Annotated in this window: 25 protein-coding genes; 14 read left to right on the top strand and 11 right to left on the bottom strand. The window is 35.2% G+C overall.

The annotated features are described in order from the left end of the window. Nucleotides 1–113 precede the first annotated feature (113 nt). A complete protein-coding gene (locus tag CAO17_RS13190) occupies nt 114–2252 on the top strand; it encodes an ATP-dependent Clp protease ATP-binding subunit (RefSeq protein ID WP_085993173.1) in 2139 nt (712 codons plus the stop codon). 46 nt (nt 2253–2298) lie between these two features. Here CAO17_RS13190 and CAO17_RS13185 read toward each other — a convergent pair whose 3' ends face one another. Beyond that, nucleotides 2299–3498 (bottom strand): CynX/NimT family MFS transporter, encoded by a 1200-nt coding sequence (locus tag CAO17_RS13185; protein ID WP_085993172.1) that lies wholly within the window; start codon nt 3496–3498, stop codon nt 2299–2301. Between the two features lie 459 nt (nt 3499–3957). Here CAO17_RS13185 and CAO17_RS13180 point away from each other — a divergent pair, with 459 nt between their 5' ends. After that, the gene (locus CAO17_RS13180) at nt 3958–4815 is read left to right on the top strand and encodes a ComEC/Rec2 family competence protein (RefSeq protein ID WP_085994481.1); all 858 of its coding nucleotides are present in this window, start codon (nt 3958–3960) and stop codon (nt 4813–4815) included. 514 nt (nt 4816–5329) lie between these two features. Here CAO17_RS13180 and CAO17_RS13175 read toward each other — a convergent pair. From CAO17_RS13175 to CAO17_RS13155, 5 genes are all read right to left on the bottom strand, one after another. Next, nucleotides 5330–5572 carry a hypothetical protein gene (locus tag CAO17_RS13175; RefSeq protein ID WP_085993171.1) on the bottom strand — a complete coding sequence of 81 codons (243 nt, stop codon included), beginning with the start codon at nt 5570–5572 and terminating at the stop codon, nt 5330–5332. A 188-nt stretch (nt 5573–5760) separates the two neighbouring features. Continuing rightward, complete coding sequence (locus CAO17_RS13170) at nt 5761–6870, bottom strand: DUF1648 domain-containing protein (RefSeq protein WP_143833762.1); 1110 nt, start codon at nt 6868–6870, stop codon at nt 5761–5763. Next, nucleotides 6867–7262, bottom strand: coding sequence for a GntR family transcriptional regulator (locus tag CAO17_RS13165; protein WP_085993170.1), 396 nt, complete (start codon nt 7260–7262; stop codon nt 6867–6869). Before CAO17_RS13165 ends, CAO17_RS13170 begins: the two co-directional genes overlap by 4 nt. 292 nt (nt 7263–7554) lie before the next feature. After that, nucleotides 7555–7683 carry a YfhE family protein gene (locus tag CAO17_RS13160; RefSeq protein ID WP_085993169.1) on the bottom strand — a complete coding sequence of 43 codons (129 nt, stop codon included), beginning with the start codon at nt 7681–7683 and terminating at the stop codon, nt 7555–7557. A 135-nt stretch (nt 7684–7818) separates the two neighbouring features. Further along, nucleotides 7819–8376, bottom strand: a complete 558-nt coding sequence (locus tag CAO17_RS13155) for a GNAT family N-acetyltransferase (RefSeq protein ID WP_085993168.1) — start codon at nt 8374–8376, stop codon at nt 7819–7821. A 433-nt stretch (nt 8377–8809) separates the two neighbouring features. On the opposite strand from CAO17_RS13155, the gene recX reads away from it, so the two are divergent. Then, on the top strand, nt 8810–9628 hold the full coding sequence (gene recX, locus CAO17_RS13150) for a recombination regulator RecX (RefSeq protein WP_085993167.1): 819 nt from the start codon (nt 8810–8812) through the stop codon (nt 9626–9628). A gap of 44 nt (nt 9629–9672) precedes the next feature. Here recX and CAO17_RS13145 read toward each other — a convergent pair whose 3' ends face one another. Continuing rightward, nucleotides 9673–10332 carry an SDR family NAD(P)-dependent oxidoreductase gene (locus tag CAO17_RS13145; protein WP_085993166.1) on the bottom strand — a complete coding sequence of 220 codons (660 nt, stop codon included), beginning with the start codon at nt 10330–10332 and terminating at the stop codon, nt 9673–9675. A 193-nt stretch (nt 10333–10525) separates the two neighbouring features. Here CAO17_RS13145 and CAO17_RS13140 point away from each other — a divergent pair, with 193 nt between their 5' ends. Further along, nucleotides 10526–10864, top strand: a complete 339-nt coding sequence (locus tag CAO17_RS13140; RefSeq protein ID WP_085993165.1) for a YfhH family protein — start codon at nt 10526–10528, stop codon at nt 10862–10864. Between the two features lie 48 nt (nt 10865–10912). On the opposite strand, the gene CAO17_RS13135 is transcribed toward CAO17_RS13140, so the two are convergent. Continuing rightward, on the bottom strand, nt 10913–11899 hold the full coding sequence (locus tag CAO17_RS13135; RefSeq protein WP_085993164.1) for a metal-dependent hydrolase: 987 nt from the start codon (nt 11897–11899) through the stop codon (nt 10913–10915). A 266-nt stretch (nt 11900–12165) separates the two neighbouring features. On the opposite strand from CAO17_RS13135, the gene mutY reads away from it, so the two are divergent. After that, nucleotides 12166–13236, top strand: coding sequence for an A/G-specific adenine glycosylase (mutY, locus tag CAO17_RS13130; RefSeq protein ID WP_085993163.1), 1071 nt, complete (start codon nt 12166–12168; stop codon nt 13234–13236). Nucleotides 13237–13263: 27 nt separating this feature from the next. On the opposite strand, the gene CAO17_RS21095 is transcribed toward mutY, so the two are convergent. Continuing rightward, the gene (locus tag CAO17_RS21095) at nt 13264–13434 is read right to left on the bottom strand and encodes a hypothetical protein (RefSeq protein ID WP_179151956.1); all 171 of its coding nucleotides are present in this window, start codon (nt 13432–13434) and stop codon (nt 13264–13266) included. A 92-nt stretch (nt 13435–13526) separates the two neighbouring features. Here CAO17_RS21095 and CAO17_RS13125 point away from each other — a divergent pair, with 92 nt between their 5' ends. The 3 genes from CAO17_RS13125 to CAO17_RS13115 all read left to right on the top strand — a co-directional run bounded on the left by CAO17_RS13125 (nt 13527) and on the right by CAO17_RS13115 (nt 16517). Beyond that, complete coding sequence (locus CAO17_RS13125) at nt 13527–13988, top strand: gamma-type small acid-soluble spore protein (RefSeq protein WP_425435882.1); 462 nt, start codon at nt 13527–13529, stop codon at nt 13986–13988. Nucleotides 13989–14138: 150 nt separating this feature from the next. Beyond that, nucleotides 14139–14666 carry a nucleoside tri-diphosphate phosphatase gene (ntdP, locus tag CAO17_RS13120; RefSeq protein WP_085993161.1) on the top strand — a complete coding sequence of 176 codons (528 nt, stop codon included), beginning with the start codon at nt 14139–14141 and terminating at the stop codon, nt 14664–14666. An 81-nt stretch (nt 14667–14747) separates the two neighbouring features. Continuing rightward, nucleotides 14748–16517, top strand: a complete 1770-nt coding sequence (locus CAO17_RS13115) for an ABC transporter ATP-binding protein (RefSeq protein ID WP_085993160.1) — start codon at nt 14748–14750, stop codon at nt 16515–16517. Between the two features lie 190 nt (nt 16518–16707). On the opposite strand, the gene CAO17_RS13110 is transcribed toward CAO17_RS13115, so the two are convergent. Continuing rightward, nucleotides 16708–17997, bottom strand: coding sequence for a glutamate-1-semialdehyde 2,1-aminomutase (locus tag CAO17_RS13110; RefSeq protein WP_085993159.1), 1290 nt, complete (start codon nt 17995–17997; stop codon nt 16708–16710). A gap of 185 nt (nt 17998–18182) precedes the next feature. On the opposite strand from CAO17_RS13110, the gene CAO17_RS13105 reads away from it, so the two are divergent. The 5 genes from CAO17_RS13105 to perR all read left to right on the top strand — a co-directional run bounded on the left by CAO17_RS13105 (nt 18183) and on the right by perR (nt 21642). After that, nucleotides 18183–18620 carry an ion channel gene (locus CAO17_RS13105; protein WP_085993158.1) on the top strand — a complete coding sequence of 146 codons (438 nt, stop codon included), beginning with the start codon at nt 18183–18185 and terminating at the stop codon, nt 18618–18620. A gap of 55 nt (nt 18621–18675) precedes the next feature. Then, on the top strand, nt 18676–19143 hold the full coding sequence (bcp, locus tag CAO17_RS13100; RefSeq protein WP_085993157.1) for a thioredoxin-dependent thiol peroxidase: 468 nt from the start codon (nt 18676–18678) through the stop codon (nt 19141–19143). Nucleotides 19144–19423: 280 nt separating this feature from the next. Beyond that, nucleotides 19424–20371, top strand: a complete 948-nt coding sequence (locus tag CAO17_RS13095) for a D-2-hydroxyacid dehydrogenase (RefSeq protein ID WP_085993156.1) — start codon at nt 19424–19426, stop codon at nt 20369–20371. Between the two features lies 1 nt (nt 20372). Then, the gene (locus tag CAO17_RS13090) at nt 20373–20933 is read left to right on the top strand and encodes a cob(I)yrinic acid a,c-diamide adenosyltransferase (RefSeq protein WP_085993155.1); all 561 of its coding nucleotides are present in this window, start codon (nt 20373–20375) and stop codon (nt 20931–20933) included. A 268-nt stretch (nt 20934–21201) separates the two neighbouring features. Continuing rightward, the gene (gene perR, locus CAO17_RS13085) at nt 21202–21642 is read left to right on the top strand and encodes a peroxide-responsive transcriptional repressor PerR (protein ID WP_085993154.1); all 441 of its coding nucleotides are present in this window, start codon (nt 21202–21204) and stop codon (nt 21640–21642) included. A gap of 148 nt (nt 21643–21790) precedes the next feature. On the opposite strand, the gene CAO17_RS13080 is transcribed toward perR, so the two are convergent. Continuing rightward, nucleotides 21791–22165: a YgzB family protein gene (locus CAO17_RS13080; protein ID WP_085993153.1), complete on the bottom strand. Its 375-nt coding sequence runs from the start codon at nt 22163–22165 to the stop codon at nt 21791–21793. A 243-nt stretch (nt 22166–22408) separates the two neighbouring features. On the opposite strand from CAO17_RS13080, the gene CAO17_RS13075 reads away from it, so the two are divergent. Then, nucleotides 22409–23281 carry a nucleotidyltransferase-like protein gene (locus CAO17_RS13075; protein ID WP_085993152.1) on the top strand — a complete coding sequence of 291 codons (873 nt, stop codon included), beginning with the start codon at nt 22409–22411 and terminating at the stop codon, nt 23279–23281. The last annotated feature ends 661 nt before the right edge of the window (nt 23282–23942 follow it).

Genomic DNA, 23942 nt, shown 5'->3' with positions numbered 1-23942 from the left:
AGTTAAAGGTCAAAGATAGTCAAAGTCAAATAACAAATCTTTAACCTTTATTTAAGAAAAAGTAGCATTTTAAATGTAATATATAAAAGGTAAATATTTAAGGAGGAATGAAAATGCTTTGTCAAAAATGTGGTGTAAATGAAGCTAATATAAACGCTGCAATGCAAATGAATAATCAAAAAATGGAAATGCATTTATGTGATACTTGTTTCCAAGAAATCCAAAGTCAAATGCTAAATCAATCTGGCTTCTTCTCTGGTTTCCCATTTGGCAATTCTGAAGCATTTTCTAACCAATTCTATCAAAATAGTGGTGCATCAAAAGGAAATACTAGAACGCAAACAAGACAATCGAATAAACGTGATGGTTTACTCGATCAATTAGGTAAAAACTTAACAGATTCAGCAAGAGCAGGGGAGATTGACCCTGTAATTGGAAGAGATATTGAAATAAAACGTGTGATTGAAACATTAAACCGTAGAAATAAAAATAATCCTGTACTAATTGGTGAACCAGGTGTAGGTAAAACAGCTATTGCGGAAGGTTTAGCTGTAAAAATTATAGAGGGTAATGTACCTTCTAAGCTAATGAACAAAGAAATCTATATTTTAGATGTTGCTTCATTAGTTGCTAATACAGGAATCCGCGGACAATTTGAAGAACGTATGAAAAAACTAATTGAAGAAATCAAAATGCGTGACGATGTCATTGTCTTCGTAGATGAAATTCATCTTCTAGTTGGCGCAGGAACTGCAGAAAGCTCACAAATGGATGCGGGTAATATCTTGAAACCAGCACTGGCACGTGGAGAAATGCAATTAATTGGTGCGACAACATTAAAAGAGTACCGTCAAATTGAAAAAGATGCGGCACTAGAACGTCGTTTCCAACCAATTATCGTGAAAGAACCATCTGTTGAAGATGCTGTGAAAATCTTAAATGGTATTAAGGACCGTTATGAAAAGTTCCATGAAGTCAGTTATTCTGATGAAGTAATTCGAGCATTTGTAACTTTATCTAATCGCTATATTCAAGATCGATTCTTACCAGATAAAGCCATTGATTTGATGGATGAGGTCGGTTCACGATTAAATTTGAAAAATGCACAACGTGATGCATCATCCATTAAGAATCGTTTAGATGAAATTATTAAGGAAAAACAAGAAGCAGCGGAAAAAGAAGACTACGAGCGAGCTGCTAACTTACGCTATCAAGAAATTCAACTACAAAAACAACTTGAAAAAGCCGACGATAAAGAGAAAATCCTTCATGTAGATATATCAGATATTCAACTAATTGTTGAAGAAAAGACAGGAATCCCTGTTACAAAAATGCAAAGCGACGAACAACAAAAAATGAAAAATCTTGCTGCCAATTTAAGTGGTAAAGTTATTGGACAGGAAGAAGCAGTACAGAAGGTTGCAAAAGCGATTCGTCGAAGCAGAGCTGGATTAAAATCGAAATACCGACCTATTGGTTCCTTCCTATTTGTAGGTCCAACTGGGGTAGGTAAAACAGAACTTACGAAAGCTCTAGCAGAAGAGTTATTCGGAACTCGTGATTCATTCATTCGTCTTGATATGAGTGAGTACATGGAAAAACACTCGATTTCTAAAATTATTGGTTCACCACCAGGATATGTTGGACATGAAGAAGCAGGTCAATTGACAGAAAAAGTCCGTCACAATCCTTATTCCATCATCTTGCTTGATGAAATTGAAAAAGCTCATCCAGATGCTCAAAATATGTTCCTACAAATTATGGAAGATGGGCATTTAACGGATTCTCAAGGCCGTACTGTAAGCTTTAAAGATTCAGTAATCATCATGACAAGTAATGCCGGTACAGGTGTAAAACAGGTAAATGTAGGTTTTAACAGAGATACGCATGAATCTGTTTCAACATTAGAAAACCTAAGTAACTACTTTAAACCTGAGTTCTTAAACCGTTTTGATGCCATCATTAACTTCAATGAATTAACAGAGGATAACTTGTTAGAAATTGTAGATTTGATGCTTACAGATTTAGAAGAAACCATTGAAGAAAATAACATTAACATTACTATCACCGAAGAAGCAAAACGTGAATTAGTAAAACTAGGTTATGACGCACGTTTTGGTGCAAGACCTTTACGCAGAGTAATTCAAGACAAGATTGAGGATCAACTAACTGACTTAATCTTGGAAGAAGAAAATGTAGACAATGTAAAAGTAGGGCTTGATGATGGTGAAATAGTTGTTAAAAATGTATAGCATTTGATAAGAACCCCACTGGTCTACCAGTGGGGTTCTTTATTGGCTATCTTTCTTTTATGATATTGCTTCTACCAGCAAGGAACCCAGCAATGAGTACAATAAGGGAAACGAGTAGAAGCATAAGCAAAGGAGGAATCCAACTATTAGTATAGTCGTGTAAACCACCAAAAACGACTGGTCCCAAGGAAGCTAGTAAGTATCCAAACGATTGGGCCATACCTGACAGTTCGGAGGCTTGATATCCATCCTTTGTTCTTAAAGAAAAAAAGATCATGGATAAGCTAAATCCACTACCACATCCTGCTCCTATTAACATCACGGAAAGAGTAGTTAATCCTGGATGATTACTTAGCAACCCCACTACACCACAAATAAAAATAACTCCTGTCAAAGCACCTAATAGTTTTTGATTCTTCATTTTATCAGCAATAATCGGCATGATAAATGTTAGAGGGATAAGTGAGAACTGCATAAGTGATAGCATCCATCCTGCTTCACTGGATGAATATTCATTTGTTTGTAATATTTCTGGTAGCCATGTCATCATTGTATAAAACATGAGGGATTGTAGCCCCATAAAAAAAGTTACTTGCCAAGCTGTAAAAGAAGTCCACATACTCGTTTTTCTTCTATTTTGTTCTATTTTTGGTAATTCTATAGGTTGTTTAAGTTGTGGATACCAAAAGCAGAGGGCGACGATGATTAAAATGGCCCATACTAAAAGAGCACCCTGCCAACCCAAATTTCCAATGTTTGAAATAGGTACACTTAATCCTGATGCTAGTGCACCAAATATGTTCATAAAAACTCCGTAGAGTCCAGTCATTAAGCCAATTTTTAATGGGAAACTCATTTTTACAAAGCCTGGTAAGAGAACATTCCCAAAAGATATTGCAATTCCTATCATGGCAGTACCAATAAATAATGTTCCAATGCCAGTAACTGACCGTACTATCATCCCAATTGTGAGTACCATCATGGATAGATAAATGGTTTTTTCCATTCCTAAGCGATTGGCTATTTTAGGTGCAATTGGTGAAACAAATGCAAAAGCAAGAAGTGGTAATGTCGTAATGATCCCAACAACTGCATTACTTATTCCTAAACTATCACGAATGACAGGAACTAAAGAACCGACGGCTGTTATAGGTGCACGTAAGGTAGAAGCAAATAATAATACTCCTATAATTAATAGAACGCTTACTTTTTCTTTGGTTGTAGCCTGTACATTTTCTACCCCCATAATTATCCCCCAACATTTCTATAAATCTTTTAAGTTTTATAACTGATATAAAAAGTTTAGCGCAAATAATAAGGTAGTACAAATTTTAGAAATTATTTAACTTCATAATAAATCTGTATCTGTACAGTTCATTACTTGTTTACAATTTAATAACAATTGAATAGAACAAACATAATAATCATTATTTGGAGCCAAACTAATCTTATCATTTTCTTATACATTTTATCCCTGGCTAAGGGGCTTATCCCCTTCGAAAAAGGAGAAAAACGAAGCCTTTTAGGTGGGGATAAACTGCCCCTAAAATCCTGATTTGATCGGGGTTACAGGAAATAGATCTCAGGAGGCGTTGCAATGGACGTTGCGATTTTAGCCTTTGTTCTTTTGTTTCAGTGGGGGAAAAAGAACCCCTTCACTTATTGGAGATTTACTTTATCTTTCCTACAAAAAAAGGGTGGATTTATGAAGAAATTACAAATTGTAATTACCATCATATTATTAGTAGTACCAGTCCATGTTTCAGCAGATGTGAATTCAGGCATGGATGTTCATTTTATTGATGTTGGACAGGGGGATAGCATATTCATTGAAACCCCCTTAGGAAAAAACATATTAATTGATGGAGGTCCGCCAAATGCTGGCAAAAAGGTAGTACAGTACTTAAGAAAACAGAAAGTAAAAGACATTGATTTATTAATCGCAACACACCCAGACTATGACCACATCGGTGGTCTTTCTAAAGTAATGAAATCCTTTAATATTAAACAAATTCTAGATACCGGAAAAATTCATTTAACCAAGTCCTTTTTAAAATATGTTTCAGAGATTCGTAAGCAGGATATTCCAACAAATATAGCAGATACAAATCAGGAAATTACGATTGACCCATCGTTAAAAATTAAAGTTTTAAATGATTATCATAACAAGTCAAATAATGGATCATCCATTGTTTTAAAGGTAAGCTATGGGGAAGTGGACTTTTTACTAATGGGTGATGCCAAAATGGCCCAGGAAGAAAAATTAATCGAGAAATATGACTTAGAATCAGAAATTATTAAAATAGGACATCATGGATCAGATACGAGTACATCTTATGAGTTTATAAAAGAAGTAAACCCAGAGACGGCCTTATTATCATATGGCATCGATAATAATTTTGGTCATCCAGTGGGGCGGGTGATTAATAACCTTAACCGAGTAAATGCAAATATTTATTCGACAGCGGTGTATGGAGATGTAGTGATTAGCACGGATGGAAAGGATTATTATGTCTTTCCTGATCGTAGTCCTCTAGAAAATATAATAAGAAAATCTGCCTAAAGAAACACCTTTTAGATGAATGATAATGATATTTCCTATGAGCGTATTTTTTAAAGGATCTTCTTGTATATTTTGTTGTTTTTTTACTTGGCATTTGAAGAAAAATGCGCAGTACATGACGAAGATTAATAGTGCTCTAAGATCGCTACGGAAATACACTACGCTTAATATCTGACCAGAATTTTATGAAATTTATTCTCTTATAAAGTGGTTGGTTTGAGCGAAGGGAAGTTGATTCCTTGAAAAAGTAGACCGCTTTTTCTTACGAAGATGTATCGCTCTCGATGCCTTCCTTGCCTTGTGGGAACAGCACGTGTCTGAATCCTCCGAAGCGGAAATCAACGTGCGCAACATTACTACGCATTCTATCTATTTTTGCAAAAAGCAACAATCTTTTAGAAAATAGCCTTTTTAAAAGTAAATAATGAAAGAAAAAAACGACTCCTCCGAGTCGTTTTTCTTTTCATTATTAGATAAAATACCAGAATAAAGTCCAAGGATAAGGAAATGATAGTTAAAAAATGTAAAATGCCAATGCTATGATAGATAAAATAATTACAACAGCATAAATCCAGAGTAGATTTTTAATGTTGGAAGATAATGATTTTGTTTCATACTCATGTGATCGTTTTAACTCCTCAGCTGCATCTCCGCCTCGTTCATTAGCTTTATTTTCCTCTCTTTTAAGGATATTGATTGTCGCAATTAATGCAATAATGAGCGTAATGGAAATGATTATGGTTCCAGTCCAAATCATACGTAACCCCTCCCATTTTGTGAAATTCCATACATTTGTAATATATTTTGTTGGTAACATAGTGAGGTTAAATGTAATTCTGTTTACCTTTATTATACATCTTAGTAATATTTATTGATATATATTTTTTTCATCAAGATAGCATATCAATGTGATTTACTTCGTTATGTTAGGGGGAAAGGAAGATTTTAAACACCAAACACGATTGGTAATGCAATGGCAAGACCAATGATAGTTAGCAAGATAATCCATGATAAAGGTCTAGCCAAATTAATCGTCCAGCCGATACCGAAGCGTTTTTCCAAAAATAAGGATGGGTCATTTTTATTAAAGTAAAATTGACCTAATTTCCAATATTGATCATCATCTCGGTTTATCAGATTCCCTTCCATATCCTGAAATTGTTTCAGACGACTACCACCTTGACCTGTTGTAATGGAAAGGACGATGGCGCCGAATACGATAATAGCAGCTGTAAGTAATGATAAAATAGATATTCCACTTCGATTAATAGGGTAGATAAGGGATAACTGCATTATTGTAAACAAAATGGTTAAGACATAGTTTGAAACAATTGTAAACATAGACCATCTTCTTCTAAATATGACAGTTTTTTGGATGGATGCTTCTGGATTGTTCGGATCTATTTGTTGTTTTGACTTACTAATCGTTATATTGATAAATAAGAATAAAAATGACATATAAATTAACATGACTGGGTGGAGCAATACATTTCTATACGACTTTTCAGCCCAATTTGTTACGTCACCACTGAAGTTATACTGCGTCGGAATTTGATTCGGTATGAGATTATACGAATGAAAGGTGACGATTATTAATAAGATTGCAATCAAAATAGGTGCAAGGAACCATAAATGGGAATGAGTTAGGTTATGTTCGCGGAAACCTAGCTGAATTATTACCTTCTGTGATTTTTCTTGATTCCAATTTTTCTCTGCTTTCATTTGTTTCATTTCTAAATGAAAGTTCATGTAGATAACAAAGCTGATTAGAAGATATAGAATGATAAGAACACCAAACAATAGACTTAAGATTTCTTCATTTTGTATAAGTATGCTACCTATCGTAAAAAAGAGGATGGTAACAATAAAACTGCTTATTACAGTGAAAATGGTATAACGTTGGCGTATTTTTTTTAATTGTGGTGTATGGTAAATCTGCTCTGGAATAGAAACACCAAAGCTTTCTGTTTTCCTTGTCCAGTAGGGGATAAAAATAGTTATGGAGTAAATTGGTAATAGAACAATGGAAAATAGTATAAGCATAAGTGTATTCACGTTGCTTCACCTTCCTTATTAAAATCTTGATAAATATCTTTACAAAGCTTAACAAATTCTTTTTCTGAAATTCCCCGACAGATAGCGTTAGCAATGTATGGTCTTAGTTTAGATTGTATCTCCTTTTTATAACCTTCATCCGCTTTCGGTACCCCTTCAGGATTGATGACAACTCCCTTTTGTCTATGAATAAGAATAAACCCATCTTGCTTTAATTGTTTATATGCCTTATTAACCGTATGAAGATTAATTCCTATATCAGCTGCTAATGAACGAACAGAAGGTAAGGGATCTCCTGGCTTTAGTTTATTAGTGGCAATTCCTTCAATGATTTGATGCTGTAATTGAATGTATATTGGTTCTGTTGATTCTAAATCTAATTGTATAAACAATTATTTTTTCACCTCCCTAGGTATTATCATTCTATCTGTTATATATATAGTATAACAGATAGAATGATAAATTGACTATAGGTGGTTGTTGTATTTTTTTGGAAAATATGTCGGTTTGTTCCACTTATCAACAGAATTAACAGACAGAAAAGTAACTTATAAACATTGTTTGTGGATATCTTTTTACTGAATTTGCAGACTCTAATGTAATTATTAACAATTTTGATGATTTTGTGGATAAATACTGTGGATAAAGGATTGGAGTAGTAGAAAAGTGGAAAACCGAAGCATGTTAGCTTCGGTTTCCTTTTTGGGAGAGTTCGTTATAAATTCGATTAGCACGTTTGAATTCCTTTTGATAAAGTACTTCCTGTGTTTTGTTTAATACCTTATCACGATGTTGTGGATTGTATTTAACCATTAAGCATCCCTCGCTTTTTATTTTCTAGCTTCTCCTTGGACGAGGGCAATATACATATTTTTCCGTAGTTTAAATAGTCGGTATTTTTGGTTCAATTTTATAAATCTTTAAAACTTCAGCGAAAGGAACTTCCTATTAGGAAACTTCTTCACCGCCGGAGGCTGCTTCAACTGTGGCGAATTGTTGATACGCTGTATAGTGTTCTTTTGTAATGACAAATAAATTAAAGATATCATCAGATGCATTAATTTTTTGATATACATTGATATATGACTCATTAGCAATGGAAACATATGGTAATTTCTGTGCTGCTTTTAAGGAACGGGCATTGGTTTTTCTTACTTTCATGAAGATACCATCAATCCCTTTTGAAAAAAATAATTCGTTGAAAAATTCCTCTTTTGCTTGTTTGTTATAGCCTTTGCCGAAGTAAGGCTTTCCAATCCAGGTTGCTAAGAATCCATGATTTTCTTCAATATCAAATAGATTGATTGTCCCAATAGGATGGTGGTATTCATCTAGAATGGTACGTGAAATTAACTTTGCGTTATCTTCTGCTTCCATTGTTTTTTTTGTTACAAAATAATATTCATCCAATGTATTCGCTTTATGCCGTACATAGGGAAACACTTCAGGGTGAATCATTAAGTCAAATAATACTGGTACTTCATGTAAGTCACGAATTTTTAACATAAAAAATACCCTCCTCATTCCAGGTGGGTATCTAAAACACAGCAAAAAGACCATGCCGGTAGTGAGTGACCCACCCTCGAATTTTCATTTAGAGTTCAACAAAAATTCGGGGTGGGAATCGAACCCACTAGAACCAGTAAATACTGGTGGCGCACCATTTGCCTTCCCTATTTACTTCGTAATTGTAACTTGCATGGGTTAAAAAATCATAGCTAAGTAATAATCTTTTTTAACACAACCATTATATTCAAATTCATCTTCTTTCGTTATTTGATACACTCATTTTACAATGTTTTTTTAAAAATGAAAATGTTTTTTTGTTTAATTTTCCTTGAAATTTTTGTAAGTTCATTTTTACATTTATACTAAGTATTTTCATTCTTCGCTTGAGTATATATCCCATGATAAAATGAACAAAAGGGGAGTGGACGGTTTGAGGAAAATTACCCGAATTACCACGCAAAAGAAACGAAAGGATCGCTATAATATCTATTTAAGTGAAGGACAAACAGAAGTGTATGGGTTCAGTGTGGATGAAGCCATTCTGGTTGAGTTTCAACTACGAAAAGGTCTTGAGCTGGATGATTCGCTAATCGAAACTTTAATTGAAAAAGATACAATCCAAAAGTCGTATTCATTGGCAATTAATTATCTAAGTTACAGAATGCGAACAAAAAAGGAAATGAATGACTACCTCGTGAAAAAAGAGGTTGAGCCAGATCATATTGATATCATTATCGAACGTTTAATAAAGGAAAAATTATTAGATGATAAGCTATTTGCAGAAATGTTTGTTCGTACTCGAATGAATACTTCGTACAAAGGCCCCCTCCTTATTAAAAAGGAGTTAATGGATAAGGGTGTAGCTAGTCTTATTGCGAGTCATGCTGTGGAAGAGTATCCCTATGAAGTTCAATATGAAAAAATTTCGAAGTTAATTGAGAAAAAATTGCAGAAGAGTAATAAGGATTCCTTTCAGAAACAAATTCAAAAGATCCAAGCTAATATACTACAAAAGGGGTTTAATCAAGCCATAATCACAGACGTTTTATCGGAAATGAAAGAAGAAAAAAATGAAGATATGGAGTGGGAGGCCGTAGTTTATCAGGGGGATAAGCTATTACGAAAGCATGCTCGGAAACATGAAGGATATATGTTGAAAAACAAATTAAAGGAGGGGCTTTACCGTAAAGGATTTACGATGGAATTAATTAATCGTTATTTAGATGAATTTGTGGAAGGAACTGAATAGATAAAAACAGCATTCAACAATGGATGGAATGCTGTTTTTATTACTTATCTATCCACGTATATTTCTGCTCTACCGTCATCTTCATTAAAAATCTGTTCAGCGACAGTTTTAGGTTCCTTTAGTTTAGAAAGATCTTTAATATGATTAGAGTTGTTCCAAAATGGTGTATTCATGCCACCCATGTATACAGCCGTGAGTGAGACAGGTGCATCCTCTAGTTCCTTCTGTAAACTCTCGGTAAACCCACGTACAGCAAACTTACTCGCCACATAAATAGATTCGTTCACTTTTCCGCGTAATCCTGCGGTTGAAATAACGGTAAGAATTCGTCCATTGCTTTCCTTGATTAGTGGAAGGGCCGACTGAACTGTAAGGATGCTACCTTTTACATTCGTGTCTAATATATTTTCAATTTCATCGATGCGATAGTCTTCAATCGGACCAAAAACACCTATTCCAGCACTATTAATGAAAACATCTAGTTGAGGTATTTGCTCAAATGCAATACTGACAGAAGCCGGTTCCCGAACATCGCAAGGAATAACCTCTGCATCTCCTCCTACTTTTATAATTTTAACTTTCACCAATTGTAATTTTGAATCACTTCTACCTAACAAATAAACTTTATATCCGTTCTTCGCATAATGATAGGACAAGGCCTCACCAAGACCACTCCCAGCTCCAGTAATAGCTATAGTAGGCATAGATTACCTCCTCTAATTTGATTCTAGTTTTTAGTATGAGCTTTTAGTAGCTGTTTTACAAAAGTTTCGGACGCAATATAGATAGAATGCGAAGTACCATGCATAGTAAGATACTTTAAAATAAATCTACCATTTCTATTGTCCTAAAGTAGAAATAAAATGTAAAATGATAAAGGAGGGAGGGAGTATACACATGAATTATCGATACAGTGATTATTCGGTTGAAGAATTATATAGAGAAATTGCTTCACTGAAGGAAAAAGCTCAAAAGGCGGAGCAATTAGGAAATATATCAGAGGTACAAATTAATGAGAGAAAAATGCAAGTTGCCATGGCATATACGATGAATCCAGATGACTTTTTATCTGATGAGGTATATGAATTAAAAATGGAGCCTGGATATACATTTAAAATTGATTATTTGAATGGTGTATTTGCTTGGGGTCATCGTATTAACCTATTAGGCGAAACATATGAAAAGGAAGAAGCATTACCAATTTCCTTATTAGGTAAAAAAGTAGCAAGTGCTTAAAAAACAGCAGGTGAAGGCCTGCTGTTTTCATATGGGTTACTTTATGGATTAAACCGGATTATCTTCAATAAGTAATTTGTTCTGTAGTTTATGTTCTGAGAAAATCCAACCCGTGTAGGAGCTGATAATTTCCATAGTTGAATCGATTTGAACCACAGCAACAAAAGGGTAATATTCTTTTGAACGGTATCGTAAATCGATAAACCTAACCTCGGTATAATCATCATATTCGTTAATTTCCCAGCGATAAACAGGAGAAAAGTTTAGAAATGAATCAACGTTTTTGTCGGTCAGTGCTTTTTCTATGATAGGAGATTCTGGTAGTGGAACTTTAGAGAACTCATCTACAATCTCGATATGCCCATTTTCAACTGTAGCTACGTAAAACATTTCCTCTGTTGTGATGGCAACACGCCAATAATTTTGTTTAATAGTTGGAGAGGTTGCAATTTGTACGGTTTCAGGAATGAAGTCTTTAATTTTTTTGACAATTTCCCTTTTATCCATATAGCGTTTGATGTAATATAAAACAATTACAGTATAGATAGCTAACCATGTATACCTCGGGTCTGCACCCAATACCCATGCACCAATTCCACCCACATTCAACATAAAAATGTATGGATCAAAAGTATTGATGAAACCGTGGGCAATCCATCTACTTGTAAATGGGCGAAATGCTTGAGTACCGTATGCATTGAATAGATCAACAAATACATGGATGATGACAGCCAAGAATGTCCAAAGCCATAGATGAAGGTAGTTAACTTCTGGTACAAACATGAAAATGATTCCAGATACAAGAAACCCCCATAGGATGATGGCTGGAATGGAATGTGAAGCGCCACGATGGTGACGTATATAGGTAGCATTATTTTTTAGCTTAAAGATGGTATCAAAGTCTGGCGCATGAGAACCTACAATGGTACCAATTAATACAGCTTGAAAAAGGGCTGGGTCATTTTGCACAACAGGGTCTATAGTTGCTAACCCTCCAAGTGCAACACCCATTACAATATGTGTTCCAGTATCCATATTTTAAGGTCCTCCTCGGATTTTAAAGTAGGAACATTTAGTGGAATTGTTCTATTATGTAGTTTGAACGTAATTTTAAATATTTATTTTAGCATAGAACTTAAATAAATTGTGGCTGTCGATCATTCTTATTAAGGAAAGTTCACGTTTAAATCCTTGGCCCGACGAAACTTCTTTTTAAGAACGTTGCGACAGGACGTTATTACTCATAGCCTGCAAGGGAGCTTAAGCTTCTGTTATTATTGTACCACAAAGGAAGTGCAAGTATGTTAACACAAATATTAAAAAACTTTAACAGTTTTGATTTTCAACATGATTTACTCGATTGGTATTATGAAAATAAACGGGATTTGCCTTGGCGACAAAGTCAGGATCCATATAAAGTATGGGTTTCTGAAATCATGCTACAGCAAACGAAGGTAGACACTGTTATTCCATATTTTTATCGTTTTTTGGAAAAATTCCCAACTCTTTATGACCTAGCTGAAGCAGAAGAACAGGAAGTATTAAAAGTATGGGAGGGCCTAGGATATTATTCACGTGCGAGGAATTTGCAAGCGGCTGTAAAAGAAGTTGTGGAATCTTATGATGCAAAGGTTCCTGATACTAAAGAGGAATTGGGCAAATTAAAAGGGGTCGGTCCCTATACGAGAGGGGCTATTTTATCCATTGCCTACAACCAACCAGAACCAGCTGTGGACGGGAATGTTATGAGAGTTTTCTCTCGTGTATTGAAGTTAGAGGACGATATTTCTCAAGCAAAAACGAAAAAGAAAATGGAGTCTATTATTCGTGAGATTATCTCAGAGAAGGACCCGTCATCCTTTAACCAAGCTATTATGGACTTAGGTGCGACAATTTGTACACCTAAATCACCGGCATGTCTCCTATGCCCCGTTCAAGAATATTGCAGGGCCTTTGCAGATGGAGTAGAGGAGAAGCTTCCAATAAAGAAAAAAACGAAAAAGCAAAAAGTTATTCCTTATATTGTATTACAAATAAAGAATAAAGCGGGTTCATATATCATTGAAAAACGACCGGATTCAGGTCTCTTAGCAAACTTGTGGCAGTTCCCCATGATTCATATGAAGGAAGTAGGTTTGGATGGGGTAGTTGATTATATGCGGAAGGAATACGGGATTTCTATTCGAGTGAAAGACAAGCAAGGCAGCTTAAATCATGTGTTTTCCCATTTGAAGTGGGATTTAGATATATTTGAAGCTGAAACAGATGTTACGGAATTGAAGGATGAACGTTTGAAACTTGTAAGCAAGGAGGAAATAGAAGAATTTCCATTTCCTGTTTCCCATCAGAAAATGATAAATTTTTTAGAATAGAAAAGGCTCCAGGTTGGGAGCCTTTTCTTAATTTCTGCTGTGTAATTCTTCGTTTATTTCATGCAAAATGCTTAAACCCTCCGCATTTATATATGGTAGTACTTGTGATAAGGATTGTTGATAATATTCTAATTCCTCATCTTTCCACTTTGTTTTACTCATCATGGAAAGCTCAGAAAAATCTCTTAGTGTATCCATCGTTTTTCCTCCATTATGAGAAATACTGACTCTTTACTAAGTTATGTATTTTTCACAATTTATCTCTAGGGACTTATTACCAAACCTGTAAGATGGGGAAGGTTAAAAATCCATTTTTTTACAATCATTTTCATTGGATAACAATCTTATTCCTGGACAAATTAATTAGTGCGGAGGTGATATCAATGGCAAAAAATCCTAAAAAAACAGCTTCTGGTACTAACGTTCAGCATGTAAAACAGCAAAACCAACAGGCTGCTCAAGGTGCTGGACAATTTGGTACTGAATTTGCTTCTGAAACAAATGCTCAGGAAGTAAGAAAACAGAACCAACAATCTCAAGCTAACAAGGTGCAACAACAAAATCAACAGGCTGCTCAAGGTGCTGGACAATTTGGTACTGAATTCGCTTCTGAAACTAACGCTGCGGAAGTAAGAAAACAGAACCAACAAGCAGCAAAAGGTTCAGGCCAATTCGGTACTGAATTTGCTTCTGAGACAAATGCTCAAGAAGTAAGAAAACAAAACCAACAATCTCAAGCTAACAAAAAGTAAATATTTCATATTTACTTTGCTTTGAAAGAACCTCCTAACTATCTTGTTAGGAGGTTCTTTTTCAATTAGAAATGCAATCACTTTATATTTAGGCGTATTGTCTATATAATAGATGAAAGGTATCATGGAACAATTAGAAAGGGAGATAAGATGGTTGCTCCAAAAGCAGGAACAAAAATACAAATTCATAGTTATAAACATAATGGGCAACTACATAGAATATGGCAGAACAGCTTAGTGTTAAAAGGAACAGAGTCTATAGTAATCGGTGCCAACGATAAAACACCGGTATTGGAAAGTGACGGCCGCACTTGGATTACAAGAGAGCCCGCAATCTGTTATTTTCATGCTAAATATTGGTTTAATATCATCGGGATGATTCGCAATGATGGGATCTACTATTACTGTAATATTAGTTCACCTTTCGTATATGATGAGGAAGCATTAAAATATATTGATTATGATTTAGATGTTAAAGTTTATCCAGACATGACCTATGACCTCTTAGATGAGGATGAATATGAAGAACATAAACAAGTAATGAATTACCCCATTGTTTTAGATCGGATTTTACATAACAATGTGGATTACTTACTAAGGTGGGTCCGCCAACGAAAAGGTCCTTTTTCCCCTGAATTTGTTGATAATTGGTATGAAAGATTTTTAACATATCGATAAAGCTAATAGGAATGAAATCCTTGTTACACCAATGTAGCAGGGCTTTTCTTATTAAATAACTTTTTAAAAGGAAGATAAATGATGAGTTCTGTAAAGCAGTATTTGCAGTTTGTAAAACCATATAAATGGAAAATATTTTGGACAATTATTGTTGGTATTATCAAATTTGGTATTCCATTATTAATGCCCTTAATCCTGAAATATGTAATTGATGATATTATTGCTGCAGGGGATATGACAAATGCAGAAAAAACAACGGAACTTGCATGGATTATGGGAATTGCTTTTGTTGTATTTCTTGTATTACGTCCACCTATCGAATACGTTCGACAATATTTGGCACAATGGGTGGGGAATAAAGTCCTTTACGATATAAGGGATAGGCTGTTTGATCACATTCAAAAGCTTAGTTTGAAATTCTATTCTCAGACAAAAACCGGGGAAATTATTTCCCGGGTGATAAATGATGTCGAACAGACGAAGAATTTCGTGATAACAGGATTAATGAATGTTTGGCTAGATTTGATAACAATATTTATTGCTATTGGTATCATGCTTACAATGGATGTTGGTATGACAATTGTTTCTATTATTCTATTTCCTTTATTTGGTTTCTCCATCAAATATTTTTATGGGAAATTACGTCGTTTAACACGGGAGAGATCTCAGGCGTTGGCAGAGGTTCAAGGTCATCTTCATGAACGAGTACAAGGAATACCGGTTACAAGAAGTTTTGCACTGGAGGAATATGAACAAAGTCAATTCGGTAAACGTAATGATGAGTTTTTGCATCGTGCAATGAAGCATGTGGATTGGAATGCAAAAACGTTTGCGGTAACAAATACAATAACAGACCTTGCACCACTTTTAGTAGTAGCCTTTGGTGGCTACCAAGTGATTAGTGGCAACTTAAGTATTGGTACACTTGTAGCTTTTGTCGGCTATATGGAAAGGGTGTATAGCCCATTACGCCGATTGATTAATTCATCAACAACTCTTGTGCAGGCCATTGCCTCCATTGACCGTGTCATGGAATTTATGAATGAAAAATATGATGTAAAGGATAAAGTAAATGCCAGAGAGCTTGGCCGTGTAGAAGGTAATATTGAGATTAAAAATGTTTCATTCCGCTATGAAGAGGATGAGGACAATGTATTGAAAAATATCAATTTAAAAGTGGAAAAAGGAGAAACCATAGCCTTTGTAGGTATGAGTGGTGGAGGAAAGTCTACGATAGTCAGCTTAATTCCACGTTTCTATGATGTGACTCAAGGTTCGATAAAAGTAGATGGTATCGATATTCGTGATGTTAATGCGAGAAGTTTAAGAAATAATATCGGTATGGTATTACAAGATAATATTTTATTCAGTGAATCAATTGCTGTAAATATACGCATGGGAAATCCAAATGCAACGGATGAAGAGGTGGTTGCTGCTGCTAAGGCGGCGAATGCACATGATTTTATCCAAGGGTTATCAAATGGCTATGATACCCTTGTAGGTGAGCGTGGTGTAAAGCTATCTGGAGGACAAAAGCAGCGTATAGCTATTGCCCGGGTTTTTCTTAAAAATCCTCCTATCTTAATTTTTGATGAGGCAACTTCTGCATTAGATTTAGAAAGTGAACATTTAATTCAGGAAACGATGGAAAAACTTGCTTCTGATCGAACAACTTTTGTTGTTGCACATCGATTGGCAACAATTACCCATGCAGATCGCATCGTGGTTATAGAAAATGGAGAAATTACAGAAATAGGAACACATGATGAACTCATGCAAAAGCAAGGTAGTTATTACAGTTTATATCAGGTTCAGAACTTAGATAATACAAAAGAGGTAGTGAAGAATTAAAAAAATGCTCCGCCATTAGTTGGGGGAGCATTTTTTAATTAAAATTTGGTGATTTGAATGCCAAAATTTATTAGGGTGCGGTTGGAACTTCTGAAATGATATGTGAAACCTGATAAGCGTGATTCCCGGTATTCTCGATGTGAACCCGACATCCTATTAATCACGACGATATCTTACATCGAAGTTACCATTAAGCCATTTTTGAGAATGCCCGTCCTACTGCTTCGATGGTTTGGTCGATGTCTTTTTCGGTATGTTCTATGGTTAGGAACCATGCTTCATATTTGGATGGGGCAAGGTTAATTCCTTCATCAAGCATAAGCTTGAAGAATTTGGCGAATGCTTCTCCATCACTTGCATCCGCTTCCGCATAATTGGTTACTTTGTCGACACCAAAGAATACTGTTAATGCACCGCGTAAACGATTTACGGTAATTCGAATGTTGTGTTCTTTTGCTTTTTCTAAGATTCCCTTTTCTAGACGTGCTCCAAGTTCTTCTAATTTTTCATAGACACCTTCTTGTCCTAAAACTTCTAGGCAGGCTATACCTGATGCCATGGATGCTGGATTTCCGGACATTGTACCTGCTTGGTAGGCAGGTCCTAGCGGTGCAACATGTTCCATGATATCTTTACGACCACCATAGGCACCGATTGGAAGCCCTCCACCGATTATTTTACCCATTGCTGTCATATCGGGCTCCACTCCGTATAACTGTTGAGCGCTTCCATATGTAAAACGAAAGGCAGTGATGATTTCATCATAAATCACTAAAGCACCAGCTTTATGGGCTAGGTCATTAACTCCTTGTAAGAATCCTTCATGCGGTTCTACAATACCAAAGTTCCCAACAATAGGTTCTACTAAAACAGCTGCAATGTCATCTCCCCATTTTTCTAATGCCACCTTTAGTGCGTCTAAATCATTGAACGGAACGGTAATCACATCCTTGGCTGTTGTTGAAGGGACACCTGCTGAATCTGGAGTTCCCAATGTAGAAGGTCCCGATCCGGCTTCAACTAACACTGCATCGAAATGTCCATGGTAGCATCCAGCAAACTTCATGATTTTAGTCCGACCTGTATAAGCACGTGCAACACGAATGGTTGTCATCACTGCCTCTGTACCTGAATTATTAAAGCGAACCTTTTCTAAAGATGGGATGGCATCCTTTAACATTTTGGCAAATTGATTTTCCAATTTAGTTGGTGTACCAAAAAGGACTCCCGTGTTTGCTGCATTTGTAATTGCTTTTGCTATATGAGGATGGGCATGCCCAGTAATAATCGGTCCATATGCTGCTAAATAATCAATATATTTATTACCATCTACATCATAAAAGTAAGCACCCTCGCCACGTTCCATGTACACAGGTGCTCCACCGCCAACAGCTTTATATGCACGCGATGGAGAGTTTACTCCCCCAACAATATGCTCTAGGGCTTCTTGATGTAGTTCTTCAGATTTTGTGAAATTCATTGATATTCCTCCCCTAATAGTGCAACCACTAAATGGTTTCCATTCCTAACTATACCAAAAAATGGTGACAAAAACGAAAGAGATGAATTTTTTGTTTCTGTGTAGCTTTTTTATAAAAGTAGACAAGCTAGCACCTTCATTCGCATATATTATGTATTACTGAGAAATAAAAGGAGCAGTGAAATATGTTTCTTATTCCATGGGTAATCTTTGTTCTTATTTGCTTTGTCATCTTTATGAGTTTACTGGAATTTATAAAAGTAAAGATTTTAAACGTGAATCTAGAAGTTGGGGGAACACGGTTTTCAACAGAACTTTTTATTGCTTTATGGATTATTTTTATTATTGTCATTCTAGGGTTCGGTTTAATATATTTCATTTTGTCATTTCAAGGGATTATTTTAGTAGAAAACGGGGAATTGAGGCAGGTTAGTGTATTAGGGTCAATCATTCATTCGATTTACTTTAGTGGTGTAACCTTACTAACGATTGGCTATGGAGATATTACCCCCATTGGGATTGGTCGGTTCATTGCCGTGACAGAGGCATTAATTGGGTATATCTTACCAACTGCCTTTGTCATGAAATTAATTCAAACGAAAGAGAAGAGCCGGGAAAAATGAATTACCCGTTTCTCTGTGATATAGTGATGATAACAATTTAGTGGAGGGATTAACTGTGACAATAGAAGTAGGCAAACAAGTAGAAGATTTTACACTACCAAATCAAGATGGGGAAAATGTAAGTCTTTCTGATTTTCGCGGAAAAAATGTTGTCCTTTATTTTTATCCAAAAGATATGACACCAGGCTGTACGACAGAAGCTTGTGATTTCCGTGATAAACATGAAAGCTTTGGGGAATTGGATGCTGTAATTATCGGTGTGAGTCCAGATCCTGTAGAAAGACATCAGAAGTTTATTGCTAAACATGACTTACCATTTCAGCTATTAGCAGATGAAGAGCACAAATTAGCGGAAGATTACGGTGTATGGAAATTGAAGAAAAATTTTGGAAAAGAATACTACGGCATTGAGCGATCTACTTTTATTCTTGATAAAGAAGGAGTACTGCAAAAAGAGTACCGTAAAGTAAAAGTCGATGGACATGTAGAAGATGCCTTAACTTTCATAAAGGAGAATTTATAATTATAGAATAAAGGGAGAAGTGACGGTTTGGTTGCTTCTCTTTTTTTATGTGTCGTTGGAAAACCTTCCTAAGACCTATGTTCAGTAGGACTAAACGAATCGGGCTTTTAGGGTCCTAAAAGGATTCATTTTTCCTCCATTTTTGAGGTGTGGGTATTACCGCCCTTTAACCTACGATATAATTATTATCGGATGCTGTTTGACTTGAATAAAATAAATTCCCAATTTTTATAGTTTTAGGTACAATAAAGAGAAATAGAAGTTTATGGAGGATATAAAAATGATAGTTTTTTCTGCGAAGGTTTCTAAAAAGCATCAGGATAAATTACAGACTAGCTTTCCTAATCAATCATTTGTTTTCTGTGATTCAGCTCAAGAAGTGAAACAACATATCGGTGAAGCTGAAGTATATGTAACTTTTGGGGATGATGTGGATGAAGCTCTTTTAGCAAGTGCGTCAAAATTAAAATGGATTCAAATTCTTTCAGCGGGGATTGATGGCTTGCCATTTGATGTACTGCAGAATAGAAATATTATAGTAACCAATGCACGTGGAATTCATGGGATACAGATGTCTGAGTATGCCATTTCCATGCTCCTTCAAGTATATCGACAGGCTAAGGAAGTTATTCGAAATGAAGAAAAACAGGTTTGGGATAAATCAGTCCGGATAAATGAAATATCAAATAAGACTATGATTATTGTAGGGACTGGAGCCATTGGTAGTGAAGTTGCAAGATTAGCTAAAGCATTCCGAATGCATACAATTGGAGTTTCTAAAACTGGTAGAACACTTGAATTTTTCGATGAAAATTATTCGATGGACATGCTAAATGAGGTCTTACCAAAGGCTGATTTTATTGTATCTGTATTGCCTAGTACTGGTGAAACAAAAGATATCTATGCTTGGGAACAATTTAAAAAAATGAAAAATGGAGCGGTCTTCTTAAATATGGGAAGAGGCGATGCGGTTGTTGAGGATGATTTATTAACTGCAATACGAAAACAGGAAATTTCTCATGCTATCTTAGATGTTGTGAAAGAAGAGCCGTTACCGGAAAGTCATCCATTTTGGAAGGAAGAGAACATAACGATTACACCACATTTTTCTGGAGTTTCTCCCGAATATGTTAAGCGTGCATTAGCAGTTTTTGAAGACAATTTGAATTGTTTTATAGAAGGAAAAGATTGTTATATTAATCAAATTAATTTATCAAGGGGGTATTAATATGGCAAGAATATATACTCGTTCAGGGGATAAGGGACTGACTTCATTGGTTTATGGGGATCGTGTACCCAAAAACCATATGCGTGTAGAAGCGTATGGTACCTGTGATGAAGCGAATTCCTTTATTGGTCTTGCTTTAAGCTATATTGAAGAGGAATCATGGGATGGAAAAGCAGATTTTCTGGAAGTGATGCATCGAGTACAAACAGTTATGTTCCATGTAGGTGCAGAATTATCCACCCCTAAAGGAAAAGAGGTTAACTGGAAGTTAAAGCAGAAGCATATCGATGAATTAGAAGCTAAGATTGATGAATGGGATAGTCATTTGGAACCGCTAAAAAATTTCATCTTACCGTCAGGGAATAAGGGTTCAAGTGCCCTTCATACAGCGAGAACGGTTGTAAGGCGAGCAGAACGAACAGTAGTTGGGCTTGGAGATGAACTGGATAATCCAAATGTTCGACAATATTTAAACCGCTTATCGGACTTTTTATTCGTTGCAGCTCGTTATGTAAATAAATGTCTAGGTGGGGAAGAACGAGTACTTAAAACGGATGTATAAAAGTTTATCTACCATCATATATCGTATATAAATGGGGAACTATGAGATAGTAAGAAATGGATATTTAGATTTAGTGGATATATAATCAGTGAGTGGATTCCTTTCCTTTAATCTGAGATATAGTTGGTTTCACATCATGCTTTATTACTATAACTAAGTTACTTATATTGACAGAAGACTATTTGGAGGAGTAAACTGATTATAAAGATTATAAATTAATTAATATTATAAGATAGGCATTTATATATTGAAAGTGAGGTGGATGACTTTGTCTGATAAACGATTACAAGAGGCGATTGATACATTAAAAGAATCAGGCGTCCGTATTACTCCACAGCGTCATGCGGTACTTGAGTATCTTTTAAATGCAATGATACATCCCACAGCGGATGAAATTTATAAAGCATTGGAAGGGAAATTTCCAAATATGAGTGTTGCAACCGTCTATAATAATTTGCGTGTGCTACGTGAAGTTGGTTTAGTACGGGAACTGACCTATGGTGATTCTTCTAGTCGGTTTGATTGCAATACAACGGATCATTATCATGTTATTTGTAATGACTGTGGGAAAATCGTTGACTTTCATTATCCATCATTGGATGAGGTTGAAGCTTTAGCAGAACAAGTAACAGGATTTGATGTTAGTCATCACCGTCTAGAAATATATGGTTTATGTGAAGATTGCCAAAAAGTAACGCAAAAGCATTAACCTATCATGACAAAGCAATTTTATATACAGATAGTGTTATTTTGTCTAATATAATATGAAAAGAAAAATGATGAAATTTTAATGACAACATCCACCGTACATCGTTTATAAAAAAAATCCAAATGTGAAAAGTCACATTTGGATTTTTTTATGATTTCTTTTTTTTGTATCGTGGAGAATTATATTTCTCGTCAAATTCTTTTCCTTCTAAATCTTTATCCATCGTTAATGGTTGCTTACAGTGCATGCATGCGTCTACACGTCCAAGCATTTTTGTAGGCTTTTCACAATTTGGACAGACAACCGATACAGCTCGTAACGATAACGTACCTATCCATACATAAACAATACAACTAAATACAATGGCTAGTACTCCTATTAAAAAGAAGATTAGCATTAACCATTCTATGTTTTTAACCATTATTCCACCATACATAAGTAGAATCCCAACGAAAATTAATATCAATGCAAAGGATCTAATTTTGTTTATTTTGCTGGAATAGACTAATCTTGGTTCTGCCATGGTTTTCCTCCTATGATAGTCACCCGAAAAGTGTTATTATTTCACTAATATCGAATTTGGATTCGCTTTTCCTCATGGTCTAGTATAGCATATTATTTGCGAATTTCATTTTGAAAAAGGAATTCGCATAAATATAACGAAATATAATAACAAATATTAATTTTGTTTGCTTTTAGTGATAGAATATAATGGTTGTAAAATCTAAATTGGCAATTAGAAATTATGGGAGTGGAGGAAAATAGGATGGAAAATTTCCTAAGACCGATTTATCAGGAGCGTGCTAGTGATATAAACACCTTAGGAATCCTTACATTAGAAAAAATAAACCCGAACAGCCCGCTAACGGATGATTTTGATATGATTTTATTAATCATCGTGAAAGAAGCAAAACAAGCATGGTTTGTTAAGCACTACGAAAGTGCAAGTGAAACAGCAGCTTTACATATTGTAAGAGAAGATACATTATTGGAATGGATTGATACAAGTACATATCGGAGAGCTGTTGAATGGATAATTAATGGAAAGATTGTTTTTGATAGGAATGAGTATATTAATAATCTAAAGGAGGAACTAAGAGCATTTCCAACTCAAAAACGTAATTTACGAAAAGCTATTGAGTTTGGCAAATTAGTAAAAAGTTATAATGAAGCAAAGGAACTCTTTTCATCTGGGAATTATAAGGATGCAAATAGTAAAATCCTGTACTCCCTTCACTACCTTGCTAGATTAGCAGTTATTGAAAAAGGTTTTTATCCGGAAGTAACCGTATGGAATCAAGTAAAGAATATAGATTTAGAGATATATAAATTATATGAAGAATTTATTGAAAGCAGAGAAGAAATCAAAAAACGAATTGAATTAATGATTCTCGCAATGGACTATGTAATTAATAATCGTGCAGCAGTATCTGCTGAGCATTTCTTAGAGATTATGAGAACAAGGGATGAACCATGGTCTTATGCAGAACTAAAGAATGTTTCGGAAATAGAACCATATACTTTGGATCTTTCGGCAATCATATCCTATTTGGAAGAAAAGGAATTTATTCTTTCTGTTTTAGAGGAAACGAAAGGAACAGGAGTGTTTCAACGTAAGTATAAAATTAGTGATTTTTAGTAACACCTTTAGGTAAATGGCATATGATAAACACGGTTACGGAAATTGAAAGCAACTTTATTATAGGTTGATAATGAAAATAAAGAAAAATATTGACATCATTTCGTAACCGTGTTAAAGTATTTCCTGTCGTTAAAAGACATAATGAATTTAATTGACGACAAAAAATTAAAAATTACATGTTGACAACTTAATGTTTCGTGTGATATATTATTAATTGTCGCTGTAAGAAAGCGTTAAATAAATTTGCTCTTTGAAAACTGAATAAAACAACCAGTATGAAACAGATGTCAGTGGTAATAGAGGTTGGATATCAGGTAATCTGATAAATGATAATTTCTAAACCCTGTATCAATTTTTGAAGCTAAGAATTTAAATTGTGATTAATTGGTGTTAATCGCAAATCAAACTTTTTTGGAGAGTTTGATCTTGGCTCAGGACGAACGCTGGCGGCGTGCCTAATACATGCAAGTCGAGCGCGGGAAGCTAACTGATCCCCTTCGGGGGTGACGTTAGTGGAACGAGCGGCGGACGGGTGAGTAACACGTGGGCAACCTGCCTGTAAGATTGGGATAACTTGCGGAAACGTGAGCTAATACCGGATAATACTTTTCATCGCATGATGGAGAGTTTGAAAGACGGCTTCGGCTGTCACTTACAG

This window comes from Oceanobacillus senegalensis (genome assembly GCF_900176885.1).
Classification (GTDB): Bacteria; Bacillota; Bacilli; order Bacillales; family Amphibacillaceae; genus Oceanobacillus; species Oceanobacillus senegalensis.
The sequence above is the reverse complement of the archived record's forward strand: the minus strand, read 5'-3'. Positions and strand labels throughout refer to the sequence as shown.

Excerpts from the sequence above, each read along its gene's own strand:
- CAO17_RS13190 (WP_085993173.1), top strand. The coding sequence starts at position 114 with ATGCTTTGTCAAAAATGTGGTGTAAATGAAGCTAATATAAACGCTGCA.
- CAO17_RS13185 (WP_085993172.1), bottom strand. The coding sequence starts at position 3,498 with ATGGGGGTAGAAAATGTACAGGCTACAACCAAAGAAAAAGTAAGCGTT.
- CAO17_RS13180 (WP_085994481.1), top strand. The coding sequence starts at position 3,958 with ATGAAGAAATTACAAATTGTAATTACCATCATATTATTAGTAGTACCA.
- CAO17_RS13175 (WP_085993171.1), bottom strand. The coding sequence starts at position 5,572 with ATGATTTGGACTGGAACCATAATCATTTCCATTACGCTCATTATTGCA.
- CAO17_RS13160 (WP_085993169.1), bottom strand. The coding sequence starts at position 7,683 with ATGGTTAAATACAATCCACAACATCGTGATAAGGTATTAAACAAAACA.
- CAO17_RS13155 (WP_085993168.1), bottom strand. The coding sequence starts at position 8,376 with ATGTTAAAAATTCGTGACTTACATGAAGTACCAGTATTATTTGACTTA.
- CAO17_RS13145 (WP_085993166.1), bottom strand. The coding sequence starts at position 10,332 with ATGCCTACTATAGCTATTACTGGAGCTGGGAGTGGTCTTGGTGAGGCC.
- CAO17_RS13140 (WP_085993165.1), top strand. The coding sequence starts at position 10,526 with ATGAATTATCGATACAGTGATTATTCGGTTGAAGAATTATATAGAGAA.
- CAO17_RS13135 (WP_085993164.1), bottom strand. The coding sequence starts at position 11,899 with ATGGATACTGGAACACATATTGTAATGGGTGTTGCACTTGGAGGGTTA.
- mutY (WP_085993163.1), top strand. The coding sequence starts at position 12,166 with ATGTTAACACAAATATTAAAAAACTTTAACAGTTTTGATTTTCAACAT.
- CAO17_RS21095 (WP_179151956.1), bottom strand. The coding sequence starts at position 13,434 with ATGGATACACTAAGAGATTTTTCTGAGCTTTCCATGATGAGTAAAACA.
- CAO17_RS13125 (WP_425435882.1), top strand. The coding sequence starts at position 13,527 with ATGGGGAAGGTTAAAAATCCATTTTTTTACAATCATTTTCATTGGATA.
- ntdP (WP_085993161.1), top strand. The coding sequence starts at position 14,139 with ATGGTTGCTCCAAAAGCAGGAACAAAAATACAAATTCATAGTTATAAA.
- CAO17_RS13115 (WP_085993160.1), top strand. The coding sequence starts at position 14,748 with ATGAGTTCTGTAAAGCAGTATTTGCAGTTTGTAAAACCATATAAATGG.
- CAO17_RS13110 (WP_085993159.1), bottom strand. The coding sequence starts at position 17,997 with ATGAATTTCACAAAATCTGAAGAACTACATCAAGAAGCCCTAGAGCAT.
- CAO17_RS13105 (WP_085993158.1), top strand. The coding sequence starts at position 18,183 with ATGTTTCTTATTCCATGGGTAATCTTTGTTCTTATTTGCTTTGTCATC.
- CAO17_RS13095 (WP_085993156.1), top strand. The coding sequence starts at position 19,424 with ATGATAGTTTTTTCTGCGAAGGTTTCTAAAAAGCATCAGGATAAATTA.
- CAO17_RS13090 (WP_085993155.1), top strand. The coding sequence starts at position 20,373 with ATGGCAAGAATATATACTCGTTCAGGGGATAAGGGACTGACTTCATTG.
- CAO17_RS13080 (WP_085993153.1), bottom strand. The coding sequence starts at position 22,165 with ATGGCAGAACCAAGATTAGTCTATTCCAGCAAAATAAACAAAATTAGA.
- CAO17_RS13075 (WP_085993152.1), top strand. The coding sequence starts at position 22,409 with ATGGAAAATTTCCTAAGACCGATTTATCAGGAGCGTGCTAGTGATATA.